Below are 21,584 nucleotides of genomic sequence, written 5' to 3'. Positions count from 1 at the left end.
GGTGACGGTGACGCCGTCATGCTCGAACTGGCGGGTGGCCCCCTTGGGCAGGGTGTCGGTGGTCATGATGCCGGCGGCGGCCTCGGCCCAGTTGTCCGGGCCCAGGGCGGCCAGGGCGGCTGGCAGCGCGGCCTCGATCTTGGCCACCGGCAGCGGCTCGCCGATCACCCCGGTGGAGAACGGCAGCACCTGGCTTTCGTCCACCCCGGCCAGCTCGGCCAGCCTGGCGCACACCGCCGAGGCGTTGGCCAGGCCCGGCTCGCCGGTGCCGGCGTTGGCGTTGCCGGTGTTGGTCACCAGGTAGCGCACCGGCCCGAGGAAGCGCTTCTTGCACAGCAGCACGGGCGCGGCGCAGAAGGCGTTGGTGGTGAACACCCCGGCTACGGTGGAGCCTTCGGCGCAGCGCATCACCACGACGTCCTTGCGACCGGGGCGCTTGATGCCGGCGGAAGCGATGCCCAGTTCGAAGCCGGGGACCGGATGCAGGGTGGAGATGGGGCCGAGACCGACAGCCATGGATGTGCTCCTTACGAAAAAGGGTGGATCGAATGTGAAAAACGCCGCGAGCGGCAGGGCCGGTCGCGGCGTCGTGTGGTCAGGTCAGGCGGATCAGTTCACCTGGCCATGGCAATGCTTGTACTTCTTGCCGGAACCGCAGGGGCACAGCTCGTTGCGGCCGATCTTCGGCTCGGCGCGCACCGGCTCCAGCGGCACGACCTGGGCCGGGCCCTGCTCGCCCTCTTCGCCTTCCTCGGCATCGGGGGCCTGGTCGATGGACGGCGCCTCGGCGTGCTGGAACTGCATGCGCTTGGCCATTTCCTCGGCCTCGCGGCGCAGGCGCGCCTCTTCCTCGGCCGGGTCCTCGCGGCGGACCTGGACGAAGGACAGCACGCGGATGGTGTCGCGCTTGATGGAATCCAGCAGTTCCTGGAACAGGTTGAAGGACTCGCGCTTGTACTCCTGCTTCGGGTTCTTCTGCGCGTAGCCGCGCAGGTGGATGCCGTGGCGCAGGTGGTCCATGGTGGACAGGTGGTCCTTCCACAGGTCGTCCAGCACGCGCAGCAGCATCTGCTTCTCGAAGGTGCGCAGCGCCTCGGCGCCGGCCAGCTCTTCCTTCTCGTTGTAGGCGGCGACCAGCTCGGCGAGGATCTTCTCGCGCAGGGTCTCCTCGTAGAGTTTCTCGTCGTCGTCCAGCCACTGCTGGACCGGCAGCTTCAGGCCGAAGTCGCTGTACAGCGAGGCTTCCAGGCCAGAGATGTCCCATTGCTCGGGCAGCGACTGCGGCGGGATGTGCTGGCTGATGGTGTTGTTCAGCACTTCCTCGCGGAACTCGGCGATGGTGTCGCCGATGTTCTCCGCGGCCAGCAGGCTGTTGCGCATGTGGTAGATCACCTTGCGCTGCTCGTTGGCCACGTCGTCGAACTCGAGCAGTTGCTTGCGGATGTCGAAGTTGCGGCCTTCGACCTTGCGCTGCGCCTTCTCGATGGCGTTGCTGACCATGCGGTGCTCGATGGCCTCGCCCGGCTGCATGCCCAGGGCCTTCATGAAGTTCTTCACCCGGTCGGAGGCGAAGATACGCATCAGGTTGTCTTCCAGCGACAGGTAGAAGCGGCTGGAACCCGGGTCACCCTGGCGGCCGGAACGGCCCCGCAGCTGGTTGTCGATACGGCGGGACTCGTGGCGCTCGGAGGCGATCACGTGCAGGCCGCCGGACTCGATCACCTGCTGGTGGCGCTTCTGCCACTCGGCCTTGATCTGGGCGATCTGCTCGTCGCTGGGGTTCTCCAGGCTGGCGATCTCGGCTTCCCAGTTGCCGCCCAGGAGGATGTCGGTACCACGGCCGGCCATGTTGGTGGCGATGGTCACCGAGCCCGGCGCACCGGCCTGGGCGATGATCTCGGCTTCCTTCTCGTGGTACTTGGCGTTGAGCACCTTGTGCTCGATGCCGGCCTGCTCCAGCAGCTTGGACACGTACTCGGAGGTCTCGATGGACGCGGTACCGACCAGGATCGGCCGGCCCAGGGCCTGGCTCTGCTGGATGTCGGTGATGATCGCGGCGTACTTCTCTTCCTGGGTCAGGTAGACCAGGTCGTTGAAGTCCTTGCGGGCGATCGGCCGGTGGGTCGGGATCACCACCACGTCCAGGCCGTAGATCTGGCGGAATTCGAAGGCCTCGGTGTCGGCGGTGCCGGTCATGCCGGACAGCTTGGTGTAGAGGCGGAAGTAGTTCTGGAAGGTGGTGGAGGCCAGGGTCTGGCTCTCGGCCTGGATCGGCAGGTTTTCCTTGGCCTCGATGGCCTGGTGCAGGCCCTCGGAGAGGCGGCGGCCGGGCATGGTGCGGCCGGTGTGCTCGTCGATCAGCAGGACCTGGTCGCCCTGGACGATGTACTCGACGTTGCGGTGGAACAGGGTGTGGGCGCGCAGCGCGGCGTAGACGTGGGTCAGCAGGCTGAGGTTGTGCGCCGAGTAGAGGCTCTCGCCCTCGCCCAGCAGGCCGGCCTGGCTCAGCAGTTCCTCGACGTAGGCGTGGCCCTGCTCGTTGAGTTCGACCTGGCGGGTCTTCTCGTCGATGCTGTAGTGGCCCTGCTGGGTCACCTGGCCCTCGACTTCCTCGATGTGGCGCTTCAGGCGCGGGATCAGCTTGTTGATCTTGATGTACAGCTCGGAGCTGTCTTCGGCCTGGCCGGAGATGATCAGCGGGGTGCGCGCCTCGTCGATGAGGATGGAGTCCACTTCGTCGACCACGGCGAAGTTCAGCTCGCGCTGGAACTTGTCCTGCAGGCTGAAGGCCATGTTGTCGCGCAGGTAGTCGAAACCGAATTCGTTGTTGGTGCCGTAGGTGATGTCCGAGGCGTAGGCCGCGCGCTTCTCCTCCGGCGGCTGGAACGGCGTGACCACGCCGACCGACAGGCCGAGGAATTCGTACAGCGGACGCATCCAGTTGGCGTCGCGGCGGGCCAGGTAGTCGTTCACGGTGACCACGTGCACGCCCTTGCCGGACAGCGCGTTCAGGTACACCGCCAGGGTGCCCACCAGGGTCTTGCCCTCGCCGGTGCGCATCTCGGCGATCTTGCCTTCGTGCAGGCTCATGCCGCCGATCAGCTGGACGTCGAAGTGACGCATGCCCATCACCCGCTTGCCCGCCTCGCGGGCCACGGCGAAGGCTTCGGGAAGCAGGTCGTCGAGGCTTTCGCCCTTGGCCACGCGCGCCTTGAACTCTTCGGTCTTGGCCTTCAGTTGCTCATCGGAAAGCGCCACCATCTGTGGCTCGAGCGCATTGATGGCCTGGACCTGCTTGGCCATGCGCTTCACTTCACGCTCGTTCTTGCTTCCAAAGAGTTTTTTCAACAAAGGCGCAAACATATCGACTGGGTCATCCGAACTTGGGGAATGGAGGGCTGCCCGACTGGCTGGCCGCGGCTTGCATCGACGGCAAAGGGGGCATTCTACTCGGAAACGTGAACGAAAGAAGTGCCCAGGTCATGCCGGGGACTTTCCCAGCATGCACATTGCCTGGCCGGAACGCGGGGGCGGACTGGCAGCCCGCCTGCTTTATATTGTGTCGCACGGGGAAAGTTCAAGGCTCGGCTGCGACGGACGTCGGCGCGGCGGCCCGGGATGCCCCTATTCTGATACCATCGCCGCTCAACAACCCCGGAATTTTCGCCATGGCGTTCCGCCCGCTGCCGGCACAGGCCACCACCAAGCTGCTGCGCGAAGCCAAGCCGTTGCAGACGCTGTTCAACGAGGCCCAGCGCCTCGCCCAGCTGCAACAGCTGCTCGACAGCCAGCTGCAGCCGGCCGCGCGCCCGCATTGCCGGGTCGCCGCCTGGCGCGCCGGCAGCCTGCTGCTGGTGCTGACCGACGCGCACTGGGCCACGCGCCTGCGCTACCAGCAGAAACGCCTGCTGCGCCAGTTGCAGATGTTCGACGAGTTCGCCGGGCTGCAGCACATCCTGTTCAAGGTCCAGCCCCAGGTCGAGCGCCAGGCGCCGGTGCGCAGCCACCAGCTCTCCGTCGCCGCCGCCGAAGCCCTGCAGGAAGCCGCCGAAGGCATCAGCAACCCGCGCCTGAAGGCCGCCCTGGAACGCCTGGCCAGCCGCAGCCGCCCGCGCGAAGACTGAGCCCCGCCCCTACCGCCGATCCGTTCGGGCCTTTCATCGGCCTTTGCCGGTGAACTCGTGTGAATTTTCCTTCTCCAACCTCCAAGCATCCTGCCCGCGTCATTTCACGCACATAAAAAAAGGCCACCCGGAGGTGGCCTTCAATATGTACAGCTTGAAAGGAGGAAGGTTTCCTCAAACGGCCGCAGCGGGCCGCATGTAGGAAATCGGCGCGGTGCTCGCGTCTTCGAAGGTGACCACTTCCCAGGCCTCCTTGTCCGCGATGAGCGCGCGGAGCAGGCGGTTGTTCAGGGCATGGCCGGACTTGAAGCCGCGGAACTCGCCGATAAGGCTGTTACCAAGCAGGTACAGGTCACCGATGGCGTCCAGGATCTTGTGCTTGACGAACTCGTCCTCGTAACGAAGACCATCTTCGTTGAGCACGCGATACTCGTCGACCACGATGGCGTTCTCCACGCTGCCACCGAGCGCCAGGTTCTGCGAACGCAGGTACTCGATGTCGCGCATGAACCCGAAGGTCCGCGCGCGGCTGACTTCCTTGACGAAGGAAGTGCTGGAGAAGTCCACCGTCGCCTTCTGGGTGCGACCACGGAAGACCGGGTGATCGAAATCGATCTCGAAGCTCACCTTGAAGCCGTCGAAGGGAACGAAAGTGGCGCGCTTGTCGCCCTCTTCCACGGTCACTTCACGCTTGATGCGGATGAACTTCTTGGCCGCCTCCTGCTCCTGCAGGCCGGCGGATTGGATCAGGAATACGAAGGGCCCCGCGCTGCCGTCCATGATCGGCACTTCCGAGGCGGACAGCTCGACATAGGCGTTGTCGATGCCCAGGCCAGCCATGGCCGAGAGCAGATGCTCCACCGTATCCACTTTGACGTCACCCTTGACCAGGGTGGTCGACATGGTGGTCTCGCCGACGTTCGAGGCCCGTGCCGGGATTTCCACCACCGGGTCGAGGTCGGTACGGACGAACACGATACCGCTGTCCACCGGAGCCGGCTTCAGGGTGAGGTAGACCTTCTCCCCCGAGTGCAGACCGACGCCGGTGGCCCGGATGATGTTCTTCAAGGTGCGTTGTCTGATCATGGCTTTGGCCGCTTTCGCGCAAGTTGCGAACTGTTGTCAACAATGGGCGGCGATGATAGCAGAACCGCCCTTTGCTGAACACCAATCACGTTCATACTCCTGATAAATTGCCTCAATCGGCCTGGCGACGCAGGAATGCCGGGATATCCAGGTAGTCCAGGTCGTCCTGCGGGTTGAGCTTGGCCGCGGTGGCCGCGCTGCCGTGCGCCTGGTTGCGCATCACGGTCGGGCGGTCCAGGTCGCGGTAGTTCACCGACTGCTGCTCGCGCTGTACCGGAGCCTGGCTGCTGACCGCCTGGGTCTGCACGGTGTTGTCGACCACCTTGACCGGTTTTTCCAGGCGCGCGCCCAGGCCGGTGGCGACCACGGTGACGTGCAGTTCGTCGCGCATGTCCGGATCGATCACGGTGCCCACCTTGACGGTGGCGTGCTCGGAGGCGAACTGCTCGATGATGTTGCCCACGTCGGAGTACTCGCCCAGGGACAGGTCGGGACCGGCGGTGATGTTCACCAGGATGCCGCGGGCGCCCTGCAGGTTGACGTCTTCCAGCAGCGGGTTGCGGATCGCCGCCTCGGTGGCCTCGCGGGCACGGTTCGGGCCGCTGGCGGCGCCAGTGCCCATCATGGCCATGCCCATCTCGCTCATCACGGTCTTCACGTCGGCGAAGTCGACGTTGATCATGCCCGGACGCTTGATGATGTCGGAGATGCCGCGCACGGCGCCAGCCAGCACGTCGTCGGCCTTGGCGAAGGCAGCCAGCAGGCTCGCGTCCTTGCCGAGGATGGTCAGCAGCTTCTCGTTGGGGATGGTGATCAGCGAGTCGACGCTTTCCGCCAGGGAGCGGATGCCCTCGTCGGCGATCTGCATGCGCTTGCGGCCCTCGAACGGGAACGGACGGGTGACCACCGCGACGGTCAGGATGCCCATTTCCTTGGCCACCTCGGCGATGATCGGCGCCGCACCGGTACCGGTGCCGCCACCCATGCCGGTGGTGATGAAGACCATGTCGGCGCCTTCCAGCACCTCGGCGATGCGCTCGCGATCCTCGATCGCGGCCTGGCGGCCGACTTCAGGGTTGGCGCCGGCGCCCAGGCCCTTGGTCACGCCCGGACCGAGCTGCAGCACGGTGCGCGCCGCGATGTTCTTCAGCGCCTGGGCGTCGGTGTTGGCGCAGATGAACTCCACGCCGTCGACGTTGTTCTTGGCCATGTGGTTCACGGCGTTGCCGCCGCCACCACCGACACCGATGACTTTGATTACTGCCGTTTGTGGGACGTTATCGACGAGCTCGAACATTTTCCCTTCTCCTTCCTTTCTAGTTGTGTCGCCTACGTTTTACCGCGCCGGTAAATCAGAAATTGCCCTGGACCCAGCGTTTGAGCCGTTCCAGAACAGGTGTCTTGGGTTCATCGCTGAAGCCGCTGCCGCCGGACATGGAGACGCCGTCGGACTGCTTCTGCAGGCCATACATGAGCAGGCCCACGCCGGTGGAATAGATGGGGTTGCGCACGACGTCGGTCAGCCCCTTGACGCCCTGCGGCACGCCCAGGCGCACCGGCATGTGGAAGATCTCCTCGGCGAGCTCCACGGCGCCTTCCATCTTGGCGGTGCCACCGGTCAGGACGATCCCGGCCGGGATCAGGTCCTCGTAGCCGCTGCGCCGCAGCTCGGCCTGGACCAGGGTGAAGAGCTCGTCGTAACGCGGCTCCACGACCTCGGCCAGGGCCTGGCGCGACAGTTCCCGCGGCGGCCGGTCGCCGACGCTGGGCACCTTGATGGTTTCGCCCGCGCCGGCCAGCTTGGCCAGTGCGCAGGCGTAGCGGATCTTGATTTCCTCGGCGTACTGCGTGGGGGTGCGCAGGGCCATGGCGATGTCGTTGGTGACCTGGTCGCCGGCGATCGGGATCACCGCCGTATGGCGGATGGCGCCCTCGGTGAAGATGGCGATGTCGGTGGTGCCGCCGCCGATGTCCACCAGGCACACGCCCAGCTCCTTCTCGTCCTCGGTGATCACCGAGTAGGCCGAGGCCAGTTGCTCGAGGATGATGTCGTCGACTTCCAGGCCGCAGCGGCGCACGCACTTCTCGATGTTCTGCGCGGCGTTCACCGCGCAGGTCACCACGTGCACCTTGGCTTCCAGGCGCACGCCGGACATGCCCAGCGGCTCGCGCACGCCTTCCTGGTTGTCGATCACGTAGTCCTGGGCCAGGGTGTGCAGCACCCGCTGGTCGGCCGGGATGGCCACGGCCTGGGCGGCGTCGAGCACGCGGTCGATGTCGGCCGGGCTGACCTCGCGGTCGCGGATGGCCACGATGCCGTGGGAATTCAGGCTGCGGATGTGGTTGCCGGCGATGCCGACGAAGGCCGAGTGGATCCGGCAGCCAGCCATCTGCTGCGCCTCGTCGATGGCGCGCTGGATGGACTGCACGGTGGACTCGATGTTCACCACCACGCCCTTCTTCAGGCCGCGCGACGGGTGGGTGCCGATGCCGACGATCTCCAGCTTGCCATCGGCCGCGACCTCGCCCACCAGTGCCACCACCTTGGAGGTACCGATGTCCAGGCCGACCACCATCTTGCCGCTCTGCACGCTTGCCATGGTTATTGCTGTCTCCTCAAATCACTGCGCGGCCGCGGCCTGGGCCACGTCCGTCTGCGGCAGCGGGTCGCGCCACGCCACGGCCAGGCCGTTGGGGTAGCGCATGTCGATGCGCGCAATCTTCGATATCTGTTCTTTCAGGGCCTTTTCGTAGATGGTCACGAAACGGCGGATCTGTTCGACCGTGTGGTCGCGGCCCAGGACGATCTGCACGCCCTGGGCGGTGTCCAGCGTCCAGGCGCCGCGCGAGCTCATCTCCAGGCTGGCGATGGTGAAGCCCAGGGGCCGCAGCAGCTGGCTGAGGATCTGGTACTGCTGCATCACCTTCTGCTGGGCGAACTGCGGGCCGGACAGGCGCGGCAGGTGCTCGTAGTGCGACACCTCGTGGGGCGCGAAGGCCTGGCCCTGGTTGTTCAGCAGCGCCTCGTCGCCCCAGCGGGCCACCGGCAGCTGTTCCTCCAGGTGGATCACCACCTGGTCCGGCCAGACGCGGCGCACCTCGGCGTGGGCGATCCAGGGCATCTGCTCCAGCTCCTGGCGCATGCCGGCCAGGTCGATGGTGAAGAAGCTGGCCGAGACGAACGGCGCGATGCGCTGCTGCACCGCCTGCTGGCTGATGTAGCTGAGGTCGCCTTCGACGCTGATCTTGGCGATCGGGCGGTCGGCGTAGGGCAGCACGTACTGCGCGCCCTGGTAGGCGCCGAAGCCCAGCACGGCCAGCAGCACCGGCCACATCAGGATGCGCAGGAAGCCGAAGCCGGGCCTGGGCAGGCGAGCGCTGATCGGCTCCTTCGCCACCAGGCGGCTGGCGCCGCGCGGCACCGGCTTGCGCGCGGGCGCGCGGCCGATACCGGGTTGCGAGTGGCGGAGCATCGCGCCGTTCATGGTCTTACCCCCTTGCCTCGACGCTGTCGGCGAGGATCGCCAGCACCAGTTGCTGGAAATCCAGGCCGGCCGCGCGCGCGGCCATGGGCACCAGGCTGTGGTCGGTCATGCCCGGTGCGGTGTTGACTTCGAGCAGCCAGAAACGCCCCTCGGCGTCCTGCATCACGTCGGTCCGCCCCCAGCCCTGGATGCCCAGCGCCTCGCAGGCGCGGGCGCACAGGTCCTGCAGCTCGCGCTCCTTCTCGGGGCTGAGGCCACAGGGGATGCGGTACTGGGTATCGCTGGCCAGGTACTTGGCGTCGTAGTCGTAGAAGCTGTGCGGGGTGCCCAGGCCGATGGCCGGCAGCACCCGGCCGCGCAGGGTGGCCACGGTGAACTCGGGGCCGCTGATCCACTGCTCGACCAGCACTTGCGAATCGTATTCGGCGGCGCTGCGCCAGGCCGCGATCAGCGCTTCCACGCCGTCCACCTTGGCCATGCCGATGCTGGAGCCTTCATGGGCCGGTTTGACGATCAGCGGGAAGCCCAGTTCCGTCGCGGCGCGGCGGCAGTCGTCCTCGCTGGCCAGCACGGCATAGGCCGGCGTCGGCAGGCCCAGGCTCAGCCACACGCGCTTGGTGCGCAGCTTGTCCATGGCCAGCGCCGAGGCCAGCACGCCGCTGCCGGTGTAGGGAATCCCCGCCACTTCCAGCAGGCCCTGCATGCTGCCGTCCTCGCCGCCACGGCCGTGGAGGATGATGAAGGCGCGGTCGATCCTCTCGCTGACCAGGCGCTGCAGCAGGTCGTCGCCCACGTCGATGCCGAAGGCGTCCACGCCGGCGTCCCGCAGGGCCGCCAGGACCATGCCGCCGGATTTCAGCGACACTTCGCGCTCGGCGCTCTTGCCGCCGTAGAGCACGGCGACGCGGCCGAAGGCGCGGGGGTCGAGGGTGGATTTGAGTGCGTCGCTCATCACGCCGCCCCCGTGGCTTTGCCACCGAACACCGGGTTCTTGATCAGCGCCGGGGCCAGGCCGCCGATGTCGCCGGCACCCTGGCAGAGCAGGATGTCGCCGGCGCGCAGCAGCGGCTTGAGCAGCGCGGCGAGGTCGCCGTCACGCTCCAGGTAGATCGGGTCCAATTGCCCGCGCTGGCGGATGCTGTGGCACAGCTGGCGGCTGTCGGCGCCGGGGATCGGCTCCTCGCCGGCCGGGTAGACCTCCATCAGCAGCAGCACGTTGGCCTCGCCGAGCACCTGCACGAAGTCCTCGTAGAGGTCGCGGGTACGGGTATAGCGGTGCGGCTGGTAGACCATCACCAGGCGCCGCTCCGGCCAGCCGCCGCGTACGGCCTTGATCACCGCGGCGACTTCGCGCGGGTGGTGGCCGTAGTCGTCGACCAGCATCACGCTGCCGCCGTCGACCTGCAACTCGCCGTAGACCTGGAAGCGCCGGCCCACGCCCTGGAAGCCGGACAGGCCCTGGACGATGGCTTCGTCGGCAATGCCTTCGTCGGTGGCGATGACGATGGTCGCCAGGGAGTTCAGCACGTTGTGCAGGCCGGGCATGTTCACCGAGACGTCCAGCGGCTCGCGCTCCGGGCGCAGCACGGTGAAGTAGGTGCGCATGCCTTCCTGGCGGATGTTGATGGCGCGCACGTCGGCGTCTTCGCTCAGGCCGTAGGTGACGGTCGGACGCGCCACCTGCGGGAGGATCTCGCGGACCACCGGATCGTCCACGCACATCACCGCCAGCCCGTAGAACGGCAGGTTGTGCAGGAAGTCGACGAAGGTCTTCTTCAGCTTGTTGAAGTCGCCGCCGTAGGTGGCCATGTGGTCGGCGTCGATATTGGTGACCACCGCGACCATCGGCTGCAGGTGCAGGAAACTGGCGTCGCTCTCGTCGGCCTCGGCCACCAGGTAGCGGCTGGTGCCCAGCTGCGCATTGGTGCCGGCGGCGTTCAGGCGGCCGCCGATGACGAAGGTCGGGTCCAGATGGCCCGCGGCGAACACCGAGGCGATCAGGCTGGTGGTGGTGGTCTTGCCGTGGGTGCCGGCCACCGCGATGCCGTGGCGGTAGCGCATCAGCTCGGCGAGCATTTCCGCGCGCGGCACCACCGGCACGCGGCGCTCCAGGGCAGCGGCGACTTCCGGGTTGGCCTTGTTCACCGCGCTGGAAACCACCAGCACGTCGGCGCCGTCAGCGTTCTCCGCGCGGTGGCCGATGAAGACCTGGGCACCGAACTTCTCCAGGCGCTCGGTGACCGCCGAAGCCTTGAGGTCGGAACCGGAGACCTCGTAGCCGAGGTTCAGCAGCACTTCGGCGATGCCGCACATACCGGCGCCGCCGATGCCGACGAAGTGGATGCGGCGGATGCGCCGCATGGTACGGGTGCCGCTGGGTTCGTTAACCACGGGCCACCTCCAGGCAAGCGTCGACCACCGTGCGGGTAGCCTCGGGCATGGCCAGGCGCCGGGCGCTGGCGGCCATCTGCTTCAGGGATTCGGGATGCATCAATACCTCGGACAGCTGCGCGGCCAGGTCGGCGGCGCCGGTAGACTTTTGCGGCAGCAGGCGGGCAGCGCCCTCCCGTACCAGGAATTCGGCATTGCGCGTCTGGTGGTCGTCGATCGCGTGGGGCAACGGCACCAGGAAGGACGGCAGGCCGGCGGCGGTCAGCTCGCTGACGGTCAGGGCGCCGGCACGGCAGATCACCAGGTCGGCCCAGGCGTAGGCCGCGGCCATGTCGCCGATGAACGGAGCGACGTCGGCTTGGACACCGGCCTGGGCGTAACGCTCCGCGGTGACCTCGGCATGCTGACGACCGGCCTGGTGGCGAATGGCCGGGCGCTGCTCGGCGGGGATCAGCCTCAGCGCCTCGGGCAGCAGCTTGTTCAGCGGCTCGGCGCCCAGGCTGCCGCCCAGCACCAGCAGGTTGACCTTGCGGCCGGCCAGCTCGGCGCGGGCGTCGGCGTCGAGGAACAGCTCGGCGCGCACCGGGTTGCCGGTGGTCAGGCGCTTTGCGCTGGCCGGGAAGGTGTCCGGGAAGGCCTCGCAGACGCGCCTGGCCAGCGGCGCCAGGCCACGGTTGGCGGTGCCGGCGACGGCGTTCTGTTCGTGGATCACCAGGGGCGCGCCGCTCAGCTTCGCCGCCACGCCGCCGGGGCCGGTGACGTAGCCGCCCAGGCCGAGCACGCAGACCGGCTTGAGCTTGCGAACCACGCCCAGGGCCTGGAACAGCGACTTGAGCAGGTCGAAGGGCGCGCGCAGCAGCGCCAGGCGGCCCTTGCCACGCAGGCCGCTGACGTTGATCAGGTGCAGCGGCAGGCCGGCCTTGGGCACAAGGTCGTTCTCGATGCCGCGCGGCGTGCCGAGCCAGTGCACGGCGTAGCCGCGGGCCTGGAACTCGCGGGCGCAGGCCAGGGCCGGGAACACGTGGCCGCCGGTGCCGCCAGCCATGATGAGGACGTTACCTTTCATCGGCGAAGTCCTCCTCGGTGAATTCGTACTCTTCGCTGCCCACCGCCGTGCGCCGCTCCCATTCGATGCGCAGCAGCATGCCCAGGCAGGCGCAGCAGATGACCAGCGACGAACCGCCGTAGCTGAGGAACGGCAGGGTCAGGCCCTTGGTCGGCAGCAGGCCGACGTTCACGCCCACGTTGATGAGGAACTGGCCGATCCACAGGAAGGCCAGGCCGTAGGCCACGTAGGCGGAGAAATACTGCTTGGCCTGCTCGGCCCAGATGCCGATGTAGAGCGCGCGCAGGCCGACGAAGACGAACAGGCCGACGGTGGCCAGGGCGCCGACGATGCCCAGCTCCTCGGCCAGCACGGCGAACACGAAGTCGGTGTGCGCCTCGGGCAGGTAGAACTGCTTCTGGATGCTGTTGCCCAGGCCCATGCCCAGCCAGCCGCCGCGGCCGAAGGCGATCAGCGCCTGGCTGAGCTGGTAGCCGGCGCCGAACTGGTCGGCCCAGGGGTCGCTGAAGTTGGTCAGGCGCGCCATCCGGTAGGGTTGGGTCCAGATCAGCAGGGCCACCGCGCCCACCGCCAGGGCCACCATCAGACCGAAGCGGAACAGGCCGACGCCGCCGAGGAACAGCATGGCCGCCGCGGCGCCCATCATCACCACGGTGGCGCCGAAATCCGGCTCGCGCAGCAGCAGGCCGGCGAACGGCAGCAGCACGGCGAAGGGCTTGAAGAAGCCGATCCAGCTCTCGCGCACCTCGTGCTGGCGGCGCACCAGGTAACCGGCCATGAACACCACCACGAAGACCTTGGCGATCTCCGAGGGCTGGATGTTGAACAGGCCGAAGCCGATCCAGCGCATGGAGCCGTTGACCTCGCGGCCGAGGCCGGGGGTGATCACCGCCACCAGCAGCAGGAAGGCCACGCCCAGCAGCTTCCAGCTGTGGCGCTGCCAGGTCTCCATCGGCGTCAGCATGGTCACGCCGCAGGCGACGAAGCCGATGGCCAGGTAGATCAGGTGGCGCACCGAGAAGTACAGCGGGTTGCCCGACTGCGCCGCCGCCACTTCCGAGGACGCCGAGGTCACCATCACCAGGCCCAGGCCGAGCAGCGCCAGGCAACCGGCGAGCAGCGGGAAGTCCAGGTCGATGCCGTTGCGGCTGATCAGCGGGGACGGGTATGGGCGCAGGAAGGAGAACATCAGGCGATCTCCTCCACGGCCTTGGCGAACAGGCGGCCACGCTCTTCGAAGTTCCTGAACATGTCCAGGCTGGCGCAGGCCGGTGACAGCAGCACGGCGTCGCCCGCTTTGGCGAGCTCGGCGGCCTTGCGCACGGCTTCGTCCAGAGTCTGCACGCGCACTTTCGGCGTCTGGTCGCTCAGCACGGCGCCAACCAGCTCGGCGTCGCGGCCGAGCAGCACCACGGCGCGGCAGAACTTCGCCACCGGCTCGCGCAGGGCGCTGAAGTCCGCGCCCTTGCCGTCGCCGCCGGCGATCAGCACCAGCTTGCCGTCGATATCGGCGCCCAGGCCCTCGATAGCGGCCAGCGCGGCGCCGACGTTGGTGGCCTTGGAGTCGTCGTAGAAGCTCACCCCGGCGCGCTCGCCGACCCACTGGCAACGGTGGGCCAGGCCGGCGAAGCGGCGCAGGGTCTGCAGCATGGGCTCGAACGGCAGGCCCACGGCATGGCCCAGGGCCAGGGCGGCCAGGGCATTGGACTGGTTGTGGGCGCCGCGGATCTTCAGCTCGCGCACCGGCATCAGCGCCTCGAACTGGAAGGCCAGGCACTTCTCGCCGCCCTCTTCCACCAGGCCGAAGGCCTTGAAGTCGGGCTTGTCGGTGCCGAAGGTCCAGCACGGCACGGTGTCAGCGATCAGCGGACGACTGAGGGCATCGGCGCGGTTCACCACGACCTGGCGGGCGCCGCGGAAGATGCGGTGCTTGGCCAGGTGGTAATCGGCCATGCCGTCGTAGCGGTCCATGTGATCTTCGCTGACGTTCAGGCAAGTGGCGACCTCGGCGTTCAGCCGCTCGCAGGTCTCCAGCTGGAAGCTCGACAGCTCCAGCACGTACAGCTCGACGTCATCGGCCAGCAGGTCCAGGGCCGGGGTGCCCAGGTTGCCGCCCACCGCCACGCGCTTGCCGGCGGCCGCGGCCATCTCGCCGACCAGGGTGGTCACGGTGCTCTTGGCGTTGGAACCGGTGATGGCGACGATCGGCGCCTTGGCATGGCGGGCGAACAGGTCGATGTCGCCGGACAGGCGCACGCCACGGGCGGCGGCCTCGACCAGCGCCGGCGTGCGCAGCGACAGACCGGGGCTGACGTACAGCTCGCGGGCGCGGCAGAGGAACTCGGCGTCCAGCTCGCCGCAACGCACGTCCACCTGCGGGTACTGGGCGCGCAGGGTGGCCAGCTCCGGCGGATTCTCGCGGGTGTCGGCCACGGCGAAAGGCACGCCCTGGCGCGCCAGGAAGCGCACCAGCGACATGCCGCTCTTGCCGAGGCCGACAACGATGCGGAAATTGTCCGAAGCGATCAGGCTCATGCTGCTTTTGCCCTCAACGCAGTTTCAACGTGGCCAGGCCGATCAGCACGAGAATCACCGTGATGATCCAGAAACGCACGATCACGCGCGGCTCCGGCCAGCCCTTGAGTTCGAAGTGGTGGTGGATGGGCGCCATGCGGAACACCCGTTTCCCGGTCAGCTTGAAGCTGGCGACCTGGATGACCACCGACAGGGTTTCCATGACGAACACCCCGCCCATGATGAACAGCACTATCTCCTGGCGGACGATGACCGCGATGGTGCCCAGCGCGGCGCCCAGGGCCAGCGCGCCGACGTCGCCCATGAAGACCTGCGCCGGGTAGGTGTTGAACCAGAGGAAGCCCAGGCCCGCGCCGACGATGGCGGAGCAGAAGATGATCAGCTCGCCGGCCCCGGGCACGCTGGGGATCAGCAGGTATTCGGCGAACTTCACGTTGCCCGACAGGTAGCAGAAGATGCCCAGGGCGCCGCCGACCATCACCGTCGGCATGATCGCCAGGCCGTCCAGGCCGTCGGTCAGGTTCACCGCGTTGCTGGAGCCGACGATGACGAAGTAGGTCAGCACCACGAAGAAGATGCCCAGGGGAATCTCGATGTTCTTCAGCAGCGGCAGGATCAGGGTGGTTTCCACCGGGGTCTCGGCGGTCAGGTAGAGGAAGACCGCGGCGCCCAGGCCGAACACCGACTGCCAGAAATACTTCCAGCGGCTCGGCAGGCCGCGGGAGTTCTTCTCGATCACCTTGCGGTAGTCGTCGACCCAGCCGATGGCGCCGAACAGCAGGGTCACGGCCAGCACCACCCAGACGTAGCGGTTCGACCAGTCGGCCCAGAGCAGGGTGCTGATGGCGATGGCGGTGAGGATCAGGGCGCCGCCCATGGTCGGGGTGCCCTTCTTCGACAGGTGCGACTGCGGCCCGTCGTTGCGCACGGCCTGGCCGATCTGGCGGATCTGCAGGGTGCGGATCATCCAGGGGCCCAGCCACAGCGACAGGGCGAGCGCGGTCAGCACGCTGAGGATGCCGCGCAGGGTCAGGTACTGGAAGACGCCGAAGCCCTTGTAGAACTGTTGCAGGTACTCGGCGAGCAGCAGCAGCATCAATGTTTCTCCTCGGGGGAGGCGCACAGCGCCGCGACGACCTTGTCCATCGCCGCGCTGCGCGAGCCCTTGATCAGAATGGTGGTGGTAGAGGGTTCGCCGGCCAGGGCCTGGATCAGGCTGGCCTGGTCGGCGAAGTGCCGGCCCGCCGCGCCGAACGCCTCGACGGCGTTGCGCATCAGCGGCCCCACGGCATAGAGCGCACCGACCTTGCCCGCGGCGTAGGCGCCCACCTCGCGGTGCGCAGCCTCGGCCCAGGCGCCCAGTTCGCCCATGTCCCCGAGGACCAGGACGGTCCGGCCGGAAAAGCCGGCGAGTATATCAACGGCCGCGCAGATTGACGCCGGGTTGGCGTTGTAGCTGTCGTCGATCACCCGCATGCCGTTCGTCGCCAGCTGGGCAACCGCGCGGCCCTTGACCGGCTGCAGTTGCGCAAGACCCCGGGCGATCCCGACCAGCGGCACGCCCAGGGCGTGGGCCGCGGCCGCGGCGGCCAGGGCGTTGGCGACGTTGTGTTCGCCCAGCAGGTTGAGCTGGATGCGCGCCTCGCCGGCCAGCCCCAGCAGGGTGAAGCCGACGCAGCCGCGGGCATCGCGCTGCAGGTCGCGGGCGCGGAAGTCGGCGTTGCCATTGTTCAGCGCGAAACTCAGTACCCGGCGGCCGGCGGCGCGGGCCTTCCAGGTGTCGAAGGCGCGGTCGTCGAGGTTGAGCACGGCGCTGCCGGCCGCATCCAGGCCTTCGAGGATCTCGCCCTTGGCCAGGACGATCTTGTCCTGGCCGCCGAACTCGCCGACGTGGGCGGTGCCGGCGTTGGTGATGATGGCCACCTGCGGGCGGGTCAGGCCGACGGTGTAGGCGATCTCGCCGACCCGCGAGGCACCCAGCTCGATCACCGCGCTGGCGTGCTGCGGGCCGATCTGCAGCAGGGTCAGGGGCGCGCCCAGGTCGTTGTTCAGGTTGCCGCGGGTGGCCAGGACCTCGCCCTGGGTCCGCAGGATGCTGGCGAGCATCTCCTTGACCGTGGTCTTGCCGCTGGAGCCGGTCACCGCCGCCACCTGGCCGGTGAAGGCGGCGCGGTTCAGCGCGCCGAGGCGGCCGAGGGCCTCGCGGGTGTCGGCCACCAGCAGCTGCGGCAACGGCGCATCCGCCACCTCGCGCTGCACCAGGGCGGCGACGGCGCCCTTGGCGGCGACCTCGGCGAGGTAGTCGTGGCCGTCGAAGCGCGGCCCGCTGAGGGCGACGAACAGCTGGCCGGCCTCGATGGCGCGGCTGTCGGTGCTCACCGCGTCGAAGGCGACGTCGGCGCCCAGCACGCGGCCTTCCAGGGCGGCGGCGACTTCACTGAGCAGCAGCGGCTTAAGCATCTTTCTTCACCTCCCAGGCAGCCAGCGCCTTGGCGGCTTCTTGCAGATCGGAGAACGGCTGGCGGACGCCGGCGATCTCCTGGTAATCCTCGTGGCCCTTGCCGGCCAGCAGCACCACATCGGCGGCGCCGGCGCCGGCGATCAGCTGGGCGATGGCCTGGCCGCGGCCCGGCACGAAGCGCACCGCCTCGGGCCTGGCGAAGCCGGCACGGATGTCGTCGATGATCCGCGCGCTGTCTTCGCTGCGCGGGTTGTCGTCGGTCACCAGCACGGCGTCGGCGTGTTGCTCGGCCACCTGGGCCATGATCGGGCGCTTGCCGCGGTCGCGGTCGCCGCCGCAGCCGAACAGGCACAGCAGCTTGCCGTGGGCATGCGGGCGCAGGGCCAGCAGGACTTTTTCCAGGGCGTCCGGGGTGTGTGCGTAGTCGACCACCACCAGCGGCTTGTCGCCGCCACCCAGGCGCTGCACGCGGCCCACCGGCCCCTGCAGTCGCGGCAGCACCTTGAGGATGTCGCCCAGCGGGTAGTCCAGGCCGAGCAGCGCGCCGACCACCGCCAGCAGGTTGCTCAGGTTGAAGCGGCCGAGCAGCGAGCTGCGCAGCACGCCCTCGCCCTTGGGCGAGACCAGGTGGGCTTCGACGCCAGCGTCGCTGAAGCGCGCCTCGCGGCAATAGAGGAAGGCGCTGGCGTCTTCCAGGCTGTAGCCCATCAGGCGCGAGGGGTGCGCCTCGCCGGCCAGTTGGCGGCCGAAGGCGTCGTCCAGGTTGATCACCCGGCACTTCAGGCCCGGCCAGGCGAACAGCCTGGCCTTGGCGGCGCCATAGGCTTCCATGGTGCCGTGGTAGTCCAGGTGGTCGCGGGACAGGTTGGTGAACACCGCGACGTCGAATTCGAGGGCGGCCACGCGGCCCTGCTCCAGGCCATGGGAGGACACCTCCATGGCCACGGCGCGCGCGCCGTCCTGCTTCAGCCGCGCCAGGGTGGCCTGTAGCGCCAGGGCGTCGGGCGTGGTGTGCTTGCCGCTTTCCAGGGCGCCGTGGAAACCGCTGCCGAGGGTGCCGACGATGCCGCAGCGCTGGCCGAGCAGGTCCAGGGCCTGGGCCAGCAGCTGGCTGACGCTGGTCTTGCCGTTGGTGCCGGTGACGCCGATCAGCTCGATGCCACGGCTGGGCTCGCCGTAGAAGCGCCCGGCGATGGCCGAGAGCTGGGCGGCCAGGCCCTTGATGGCGACCAGCGGCGTATCGCCGCTGGGCGCGACGGACGCCCCCGCGGCCTCGTAGGCGATGGCGGCGGCGCCACGGGCGACGGCGTCGGCGATGTGCGCGCGGCCGTCGTGCAGGGCACCGGGAATGGCCAGGAACAGGTCGCCCGGCTTGACCGCGCGGCTGTCCAGGGTCAGCTCGCGGATCAGCACGCCGGTTTCAGCCTGCGGCAGCAGTTGGTTAAGGCTCATCGGCATCAGCCACGCCCTCCTTTCATGGGCGCAGCATCGGCTTGCTGCTGCGGGGTCGTCTGCAGGTTGTCTGGCGGAATGTTCATCAATCGCAGCGTGCCGGACATCACCTTGCTGAACACCGGAGCCGAGACCAGGCCGCCGAAGTAACCGGCCTTGCTGGGCTCGTCGATTACCACGACGACCACGAAACGCGGGTTGCTCATCGGCCCGAAGCCGGCGAACAGCGAGCGGTAGGAATTCTCGGCGTAGCCCTTGGCGCCGGTCTGGGTCTTGCGCGCGGTACCGGACTTGCCGGCCACATGATAGCCGGGGACCTGGGCGCGATAGACGCCGTTCGGCGCCTCGACCACCTGCTGCAGCATGCCCTGCATGGTCTTGGCGACCGGCTCCGGGATCACCTGGCTGGCGGTCGGCTGGCGGTCGGCGCGGACCATGGTCAGCGGCACCGTCTGGCCGTTGTTGGCCAGGGCCGCGTAGGCGTGGGCCAACTGGATGGCGGTGACCGACAGGCCGTAGCCGTAGGACAGGGTGGCGGTCTCGGCCTTGCGCCACTCGCGGTAGTTGGGCAGGTTGCCGACGCGCTCGCCGGGGAAGCCCAGGCCGGTGTCCTGGCCCAGGCCGACCTTCTGCATCAGTTGGTAGATGGCCTCGCCGCCGATGTCGAAGGCGACCTTGCTCATGCCCACGTTGCTGGAGCGGATGAGGATGCCGGTGAGGTCCAGCACCGGGCCTTCGGTGCGCGACACGTCGCGGATGGTGTAGCGGCCGATCTGCAGCGTGCCCGGGTAGACCTCGACTGTGTCGCTGGGCTTCCAGCGCCCGGTCTCCAGCGCCGCGCTCATGGAGAACGGCTTCATGGTCGAGCCCGGCTCGAAGACGTCGATCATGGCGCGGTTGCGCATCATCTCCGGCTGCATGTCGCGGCGGTTGTTCGGGTTGTAGGTCGGCTGGTTGGCCATGGCCAGGACCTCGCCGGTCTTCACGTCGAGGATCACCAGGCTGCCGGCCTTGGCGCCGTTCTCGACGATGGCGTTGCGCAGCTCGCGGTTGGCCAGGTACTGCAGGCGCAGGTCGATGGACAGCGCCAGGGTCTTGCCGGCCTTGGCGTTGCGCGTGACCTGCAGGTCGCGGATCAGGTGGCCGCGGCGGTCCTTGAGCACCTGGCGCTTGCCCGGCACGCCGGCCAGCCAGCTGTCGTAGGACAGCTCGACGCCTTCGCGGCCGCGGTCGTCCACGTCGGTGAAGCCAACCACCTGGGCGGTCACGTCGCCGGCCGGGTAGAAACGACGAAACTCCTCGATGGAGTAGACGCCGGGAATCCTGTTGGCCTTGACCTCGGCCATCACCGCTTCGCCCTGCTCGGGCGTGAGCCCGCGGACCAGGTAGATGAATTCCTTGTCGGCCATCTGCTCCAGGCGCGCGCTCAGCGCGTCGCGGTTGACCCCCAGGGCGTGGGCCAGGATCGGCCACTTGTCGCGCTCCAGCACCAGCTCCTTGGGGTTGGCCCAGAGGGTGGCGACCGGGGTGCTCACCGCCAGCGGCTCGCCGTTGCGGTCGGTGATCTGCCCGCGGTGGGCCGGAATGGAGATGTGCCGCACGCTGCGCGCGTCGCCCTGCTCCTGGAGGAAGTCGTGGTCGATCACGTGCAGGTCGACGATGCGCCAGACGATGGCGGCCACCATCGCCAGCAGCAGCCCGACGGCGACGCGGAAACGCCAGGGGTAGAGCGCGCCATTGAGGTTCTTCATGGCGCCACCATGATGATTTCCGCCGGGTCCGGCACGCGCATCTTCAACTGGCCGGTGGCCAGGGTCTCGATGCGGTTGTAGGCGGTCCAGGTGCTCTGCTCCAGGACCAGCCGGCCGTACTCGGCCTGCGCCTTGTCGCGCACGCTCAGCTCGGTGTACAGGGTGTTCAGCAGCTGGCGGTTCCAGTAGGCGCTGTAGGCCACGGAAATCGCCGACAGCAGCACGCCGATGAACAGCAGCAGCATGATGAAGCTGCCGGTGGGCAGGCGCTTGGCGAACAGGCGGCTCATCGCAGCTTCTCCGCCACGCGCATCACCGCGCTGCGCGAGCGCGGGTTGGCCTTGAGCTCGGCGTCGGAAGCGTATTGCGGCTTGCCCAGCAGCTTCAGGCGCGGGTCGAAGGCCTTGGCGCGGATCGGCAGGTCGCGCGGCAGGTTGTCCGCCTCGCCCTTGGCGTGCTTGCGCATGAACTGCTTGACGATGCGGTCTTCCAGGGAGTGGAAGCTGATCACCACCAGCCGGCCACCCACCGCCAGCGCCTCCAGGGCGGCGTCCAGGCCGCGCTCGAGGTCGCCCAGTTCGTTGTTGACGTGGATACGCAGGCCCTGGAAGGCCCGGGTAGCCGGGTTCTTGCCCTTTTCCCAGGCCGGGTTGGCCTCGGTGATCACGGCCGCGAGGTCGGCGGTGCGCTCGAAGGGTTTCTCCGCCCGGCGCTGCACGATGGCGCGGGCCATGCGCTTGGCGAAGCGTTCCTCGCCGTACTCCTTGAACACCCGGGCGATCTCGTCCTCGGCGGCGCTGGCGATCCACTCGGCGGCGCTGACGCCGCGGCTCGGGTCCATGCGCATGTCCAGCGGGCCGTCGTTGAGGAAGCTGAAGCCGCGCTCGGGGTCGTCCAGCTGCGGCGAGGACACGCCCAGGTCCAGCAACACGCCGTCGACGCGGCCGGTCAGGCCGCGCGCGGCCAGCTCTTCGCCCATCTCGGCGAACGACCTTTGTACAACGACGAAGCGGCCGTCTTCGGCCGCCAGTGCTTGACCCGTGGCTATCGCCTGGGGGTCCTTGTCGAACCCGAGCAACTGTCCGCCCGGGTCCAGCCTGCCAAGCAAGGCCCGGCTGTGCCCTCCCCTGCCGAAGGTACCGTCCACATAACAGCCACCCGCCCTCGGGGCCAGCGCGTCGACGGCCTCCTCGAGCAGAACGGTGATGTGTTGGTAGGTGGCGTTCACAGGCA

General features: G+C 68.2%; 18 protein-coding genes. 1 reads left to right on the top strand and 17 read right to left on the bottom strand.

Annotation, left to right across the window (positions count from 1 at the left end):
• Together VV867_RS19675 and secA are read right to left on the bottom strand one after the other, a co-directional pair.
• A partial coding sequence (locus tag VV867_RS19675; protein WP_328567318.1) for a bifunctional ornithine acetyltransferase/N-acetylglutamate synthase occupies window positions 1-516 on the bottom strand: 516 nt, incomplete at its 3' end.
• 93 nt (window positions 517-609) lie between these two features.
• Window positions 610-3,363: a preprotein translocase subunit SecA gene (gene secA / locus VV867_RS19670; RefSeq protein WP_109932022.1), complete on the bottom strand. Its 2,754-nt coding sequence runs from the start codon at window positions 3,361-3,363 to the stop codon at window positions 610-612.
• A 305-nt stretch (window positions 3,364-3,668) separates the two neighbouring features.
• On the opposite strand from secA, the gene VV867_RS19665 reads away from it, so the two are divergent.
• Window positions 3,669-4,124 (top strand): DciA family protein, encoded by a 456-nt coding sequence (locus VV867_RS19665; protein ID WP_275627569.1) that lies wholly within the window; start codon window positions 3,669-3,671, stop codon window positions 4,122-4,124.
• 174 nt (window positions 4,125-4,298) lie between these two features.
• On the opposite strand, the gene lpxC is transcribed toward VV867_RS19665, so the two are convergent.
• From lpxC to rsmH, 15 genes are all read right to left on the bottom strand, one after another.
• Window positions 4,299-5,210: a UDP-3-O-acyl-N-acetylglucosamine deacetylase gene (gene lpxC / locus VV867_RS19660; protein ID WP_009617927.1), complete on the bottom strand. Its 912-nt coding sequence runs from the start codon at window positions 5,208-5,210 to the stop codon at window positions 4,299-4,301.
• A 112-nt stretch (window positions 5,211-5,322) separates the two neighbouring features.
• Window positions 5,323-6,507: a cell division protein FtsZ gene (ftsZ, locus tag VV867_RS19655; RefSeq protein ID WP_009617925.1), complete on the bottom strand. Its 1,185-nt coding sequence runs from the start codon at window positions 6,505-6,507 to the stop codon at window positions 5,323-5,325.
• A 55-nt stretch (window positions 6,508-6,562) separates the two neighbouring features.
• Window positions 6,563-7,810, bottom strand: a complete 1,248-nt coding sequence (ftsA, locus tag VV867_RS19650; RefSeq protein ID WP_089390660.1) for a cell division protein FtsA — start codon at window positions 7,808-7,810, stop codon at window positions 6,563-6,565.
• 21 nt (window positions 7,811-7,831) lie between these two features.
• Complete coding sequence (locus tag VV867_RS19645; protein ID WP_328567317.1) at window positions 7,832-8,695, bottom strand: cell division protein FtsQ/DivIB; 864 nt, start codon at window positions 8,693-8,695, stop codon at window positions 7,832-7,834.
• A gap of 4 nt (window positions 8,696-8,699) precedes the next feature.
• Window positions 8,700-9,647: a D-alanine--D-alanine ligase gene (locus VV867_RS19640; protein ID WP_328567316.1), complete on the bottom strand. Its 948-nt coding sequence runs from the start codon at window positions 9,645-9,647 to the stop codon at window positions 8,700-8,702.
• Entirely contained in the window at window positions 9,647-11,086 is a 1,440-nt protein-coding gene (gene murC / locus VV867_RS19635) for a UDP-N-acetylmuramate--L-alanine ligase (protein ID WP_109932028.1), read from the bottom strand. Before murC ends, VV867_RS19640 begins: the two co-directional genes overlap by 1 nt.
• Complete coding sequence (gene murG / locus VV867_RS19630; RefSeq protein WP_109932030.1) at window positions 11,079-12,152, bottom strand: undecaprenyldiphospho-muramoylpentapeptide beta-N-acetylglucosaminyltransferase; 1,074 nt, start codon at window positions 12,150-12,152, stop codon at window positions 11,079-11,081. Before murG ends, murC begins: the two co-directional genes overlap by 8 nt.
• Window positions 12,142-13,341, bottom strand: a complete 1,200-nt coding sequence (ftsW, locus tag VV867_RS19625; protein WP_109932032.1) for a putative lipid II flippase FtsW — start codon at window positions 13,339-13,341, stop codon at window positions 12,142-12,144. Before ftsW ends, murG begins: the two co-directional genes overlap by 11 nt.
• A complete protein-coding gene (gene murD / locus VV867_RS19620; protein ID WP_328567315.1) occupies window positions 13,341-14,687 on the bottom strand; it encodes a UDP-N-acetylmuramoyl-L-alanine--D-glutamate ligase in 1,347 nt (448 codons plus the stop codon). Before murD ends, ftsW begins: the two co-directional genes overlap by 1 nt.
• 13 nt (window positions 14,688-14,700) lie before the next feature.
• A complete protein-coding gene (gene mraY / locus VV867_RS19615; RefSeq protein ID WP_109932036.1) occupies window positions 14,701-15,783 on the bottom strand; it encodes a phospho-N-acetylmuramoyl-pentapeptide-transferase in 1,083 nt (360 codons plus the stop codon).
• Complete coding sequence (locus tag VV867_RS19610; RefSeq protein ID WP_328567314.1) at window positions 15,783-17,147, bottom strand: UDP-N-acetylmuramoyl-tripeptide--D-alanyl-D-alanine ligase; 1,365 nt, start codon at window positions 17,145-17,147, stop codon at window positions 15,783-15,785. Before VV867_RS19610 ends, mraY begins: the two co-directional genes overlap by 1 nt.
• Window positions 17,140-18,606 carry a UDP-N-acetylmuramoyl-L-alanyl-D-glutamate--2,6-diaminopimelate ligase gene (locus tag VV867_RS19605; protein ID WP_328567313.1) on the bottom strand — a complete coding sequence of 489 codons (1,467 nt, stop codon included), beginning with the start codon at window positions 18,604-18,606 and terminating at the stop codon, window positions 17,140-17,142. Before VV867_RS19605 ends, VV867_RS19610 begins: the two co-directional genes overlap by 8 nt.
• Window positions 18,606-20,351 (bottom strand): peptidoglycan D,D-transpeptidase FtsI family protein, encoded by a 1,746-nt coding sequence (locus tag VV867_RS19600; RefSeq protein WP_109932042.1) that lies wholly within the window; start codon window positions 20,349-20,351, stop codon window positions 18,606-18,608. The genes VV867_RS19605 and VV867_RS19600 overlap by 1 nt, the downstream gene beginning before the upstream one ends.
• Complete coding sequence (gene ftsL, locus VV867_RS19595; RefSeq protein WP_009617905.1) at window positions 20,348-20,641, bottom strand: cell division protein FtsL; 294 nt, start codon at window positions 20,639-20,641, stop codon at window positions 20,348-20,350. The genes VV867_RS19600 and ftsL overlap by 4 nt, the downstream gene beginning before the upstream one ends.
• Window positions 20,638-21,579 carry a 16S rRNA (cytosine(1402)-N(4))-methyltransferase RsmH gene (gene rsmH / locus VV867_RS19590; protein ID WP_328567312.1) on the bottom strand — a complete coding sequence of 314 codons (942 nt, stop codon included), beginning with the start codon at window positions 21,577-21,579 and terminating at the stop codon, window positions 20,638-20,640. Before rsmH ends, ftsL begins: the two co-directional genes overlap by 4 nt.
• Between the last annotated feature and the right edge of the window lie 5 nt (window positions 21,580-21,584).

Source organism: Pseudomonas sp. JH-2, from assembly GCF_036231725.1.
GTDB lineage: Bacteria > Pseudomonadota > Gammaproteobacteria > Pseudomonadales > Pseudomonadaceae > Pseudomonas > Pseudomonas delhiensis.
This window is presented reverse-complemented; position numbering and strand designations above follow the sequence as displayed.

Excerpts from the sequence above, each read along its gene's own strand:
- secA (WP_109932022.1), bottom strand. The coding sequence starts at position 3,363 with ATGTTTGCGCCTTTGTTGAAAAAACTCTTTGGAAGCAAGAACGAGCGT.
- VV867_RS19665 (WP_275627569.1), top strand. The coding sequence starts at position 3,669 with ATGGCGTTCCGCCCGCTGCCGGCACAGGCCACCACCAAGCTGCTGCGC.
- lpxC (WP_009617927.1), bottom strand. The coding sequence starts at position 5,210 with ATGATCAGACAACGCACCTTGAAGAACATCATCCGGGCCACCGGCGTC.
- ftsZ (WP_009617925.1), bottom strand. The coding sequence starts at position 6,507 with ATGTTCGAGCTCGTCGATAACGTCCCACAAACGGCAGTAATCAAAGTC.
- ftsA (WP_089390660.1), bottom strand. The coding sequence starts at position 7,810 with ATGGCAAGCGTGCAGAGCGGCAAGATGGTGGTCGGCCTGGACATCGGT.
- VV867_RS19645 (WP_328567317.1), bottom strand. The coding sequence starts at position 8,695 with ATGAACGGCGCGATGCTCCGCCACTCGCAACCCGGTATCGGCCGCGCG.
- VV867_RS19640 (WP_328567316.1), bottom strand. The coding sequence starts at position 9,647 with ATGAGCGACGCACTCAAATCCACCCTCGACCCCCGCGCCTTCGGCCGC.
- murG (WP_109932030.1), bottom strand. The coding sequence starts at position 12,152 with ATGAAAGGTAACGTCCTCATCATGGCTGGCGGCACCGGCGGCCACGTG.
- ftsW (WP_109932032.1), bottom strand. The coding sequence starts at position 13,341 with ATGTTCTCCTTCCTGCGCCCATACCCGTCCCCGCTGATCAGCCGCAAC.
- murD (WP_328567315.1), bottom strand. The coding sequence starts at position 14,687 with ATGAGCCTGATCGCTTCGGACAATTTCCGCATCGTTGTCGGCCTCGGC.
- mraY (WP_109932036.1), bottom strand. The coding sequence starts at position 15,783 with ATGCTGCTGCTGCTCGCCGAGTACCTGCAACAGTTCTACAAGGGCTTC.
- VV867_RS19610 (WP_328567314.1), bottom strand. The coding sequence starts at position 17,147 with ATGCTTAAGCCGCTGCTGCTCAGTGAAGTCGCCGCCGCCCTGGAAGGC.
- VV867_RS19605 (WP_328567313.1), bottom strand. The coding sequence starts at position 18,606 with ATGCCGATGAGCCTTAACCAACTGCTGCCGCAGGCTGAAACCGGCGTG.
- VV867_RS19600 (WP_109932042.1), bottom strand. The coding sequence starts at position 20,351 with ATGAAGAACCTCAATGGCGCGCTCTACCCCTGGCGTTTCCGCGTCGCC.
- ftsL (WP_009617905.1), bottom strand. The coding sequence starts at position 20,641 with ATGAGCCGCCTGTTCGCCAAGCGCCTGCCCACCGGCAGCTTCATCATG.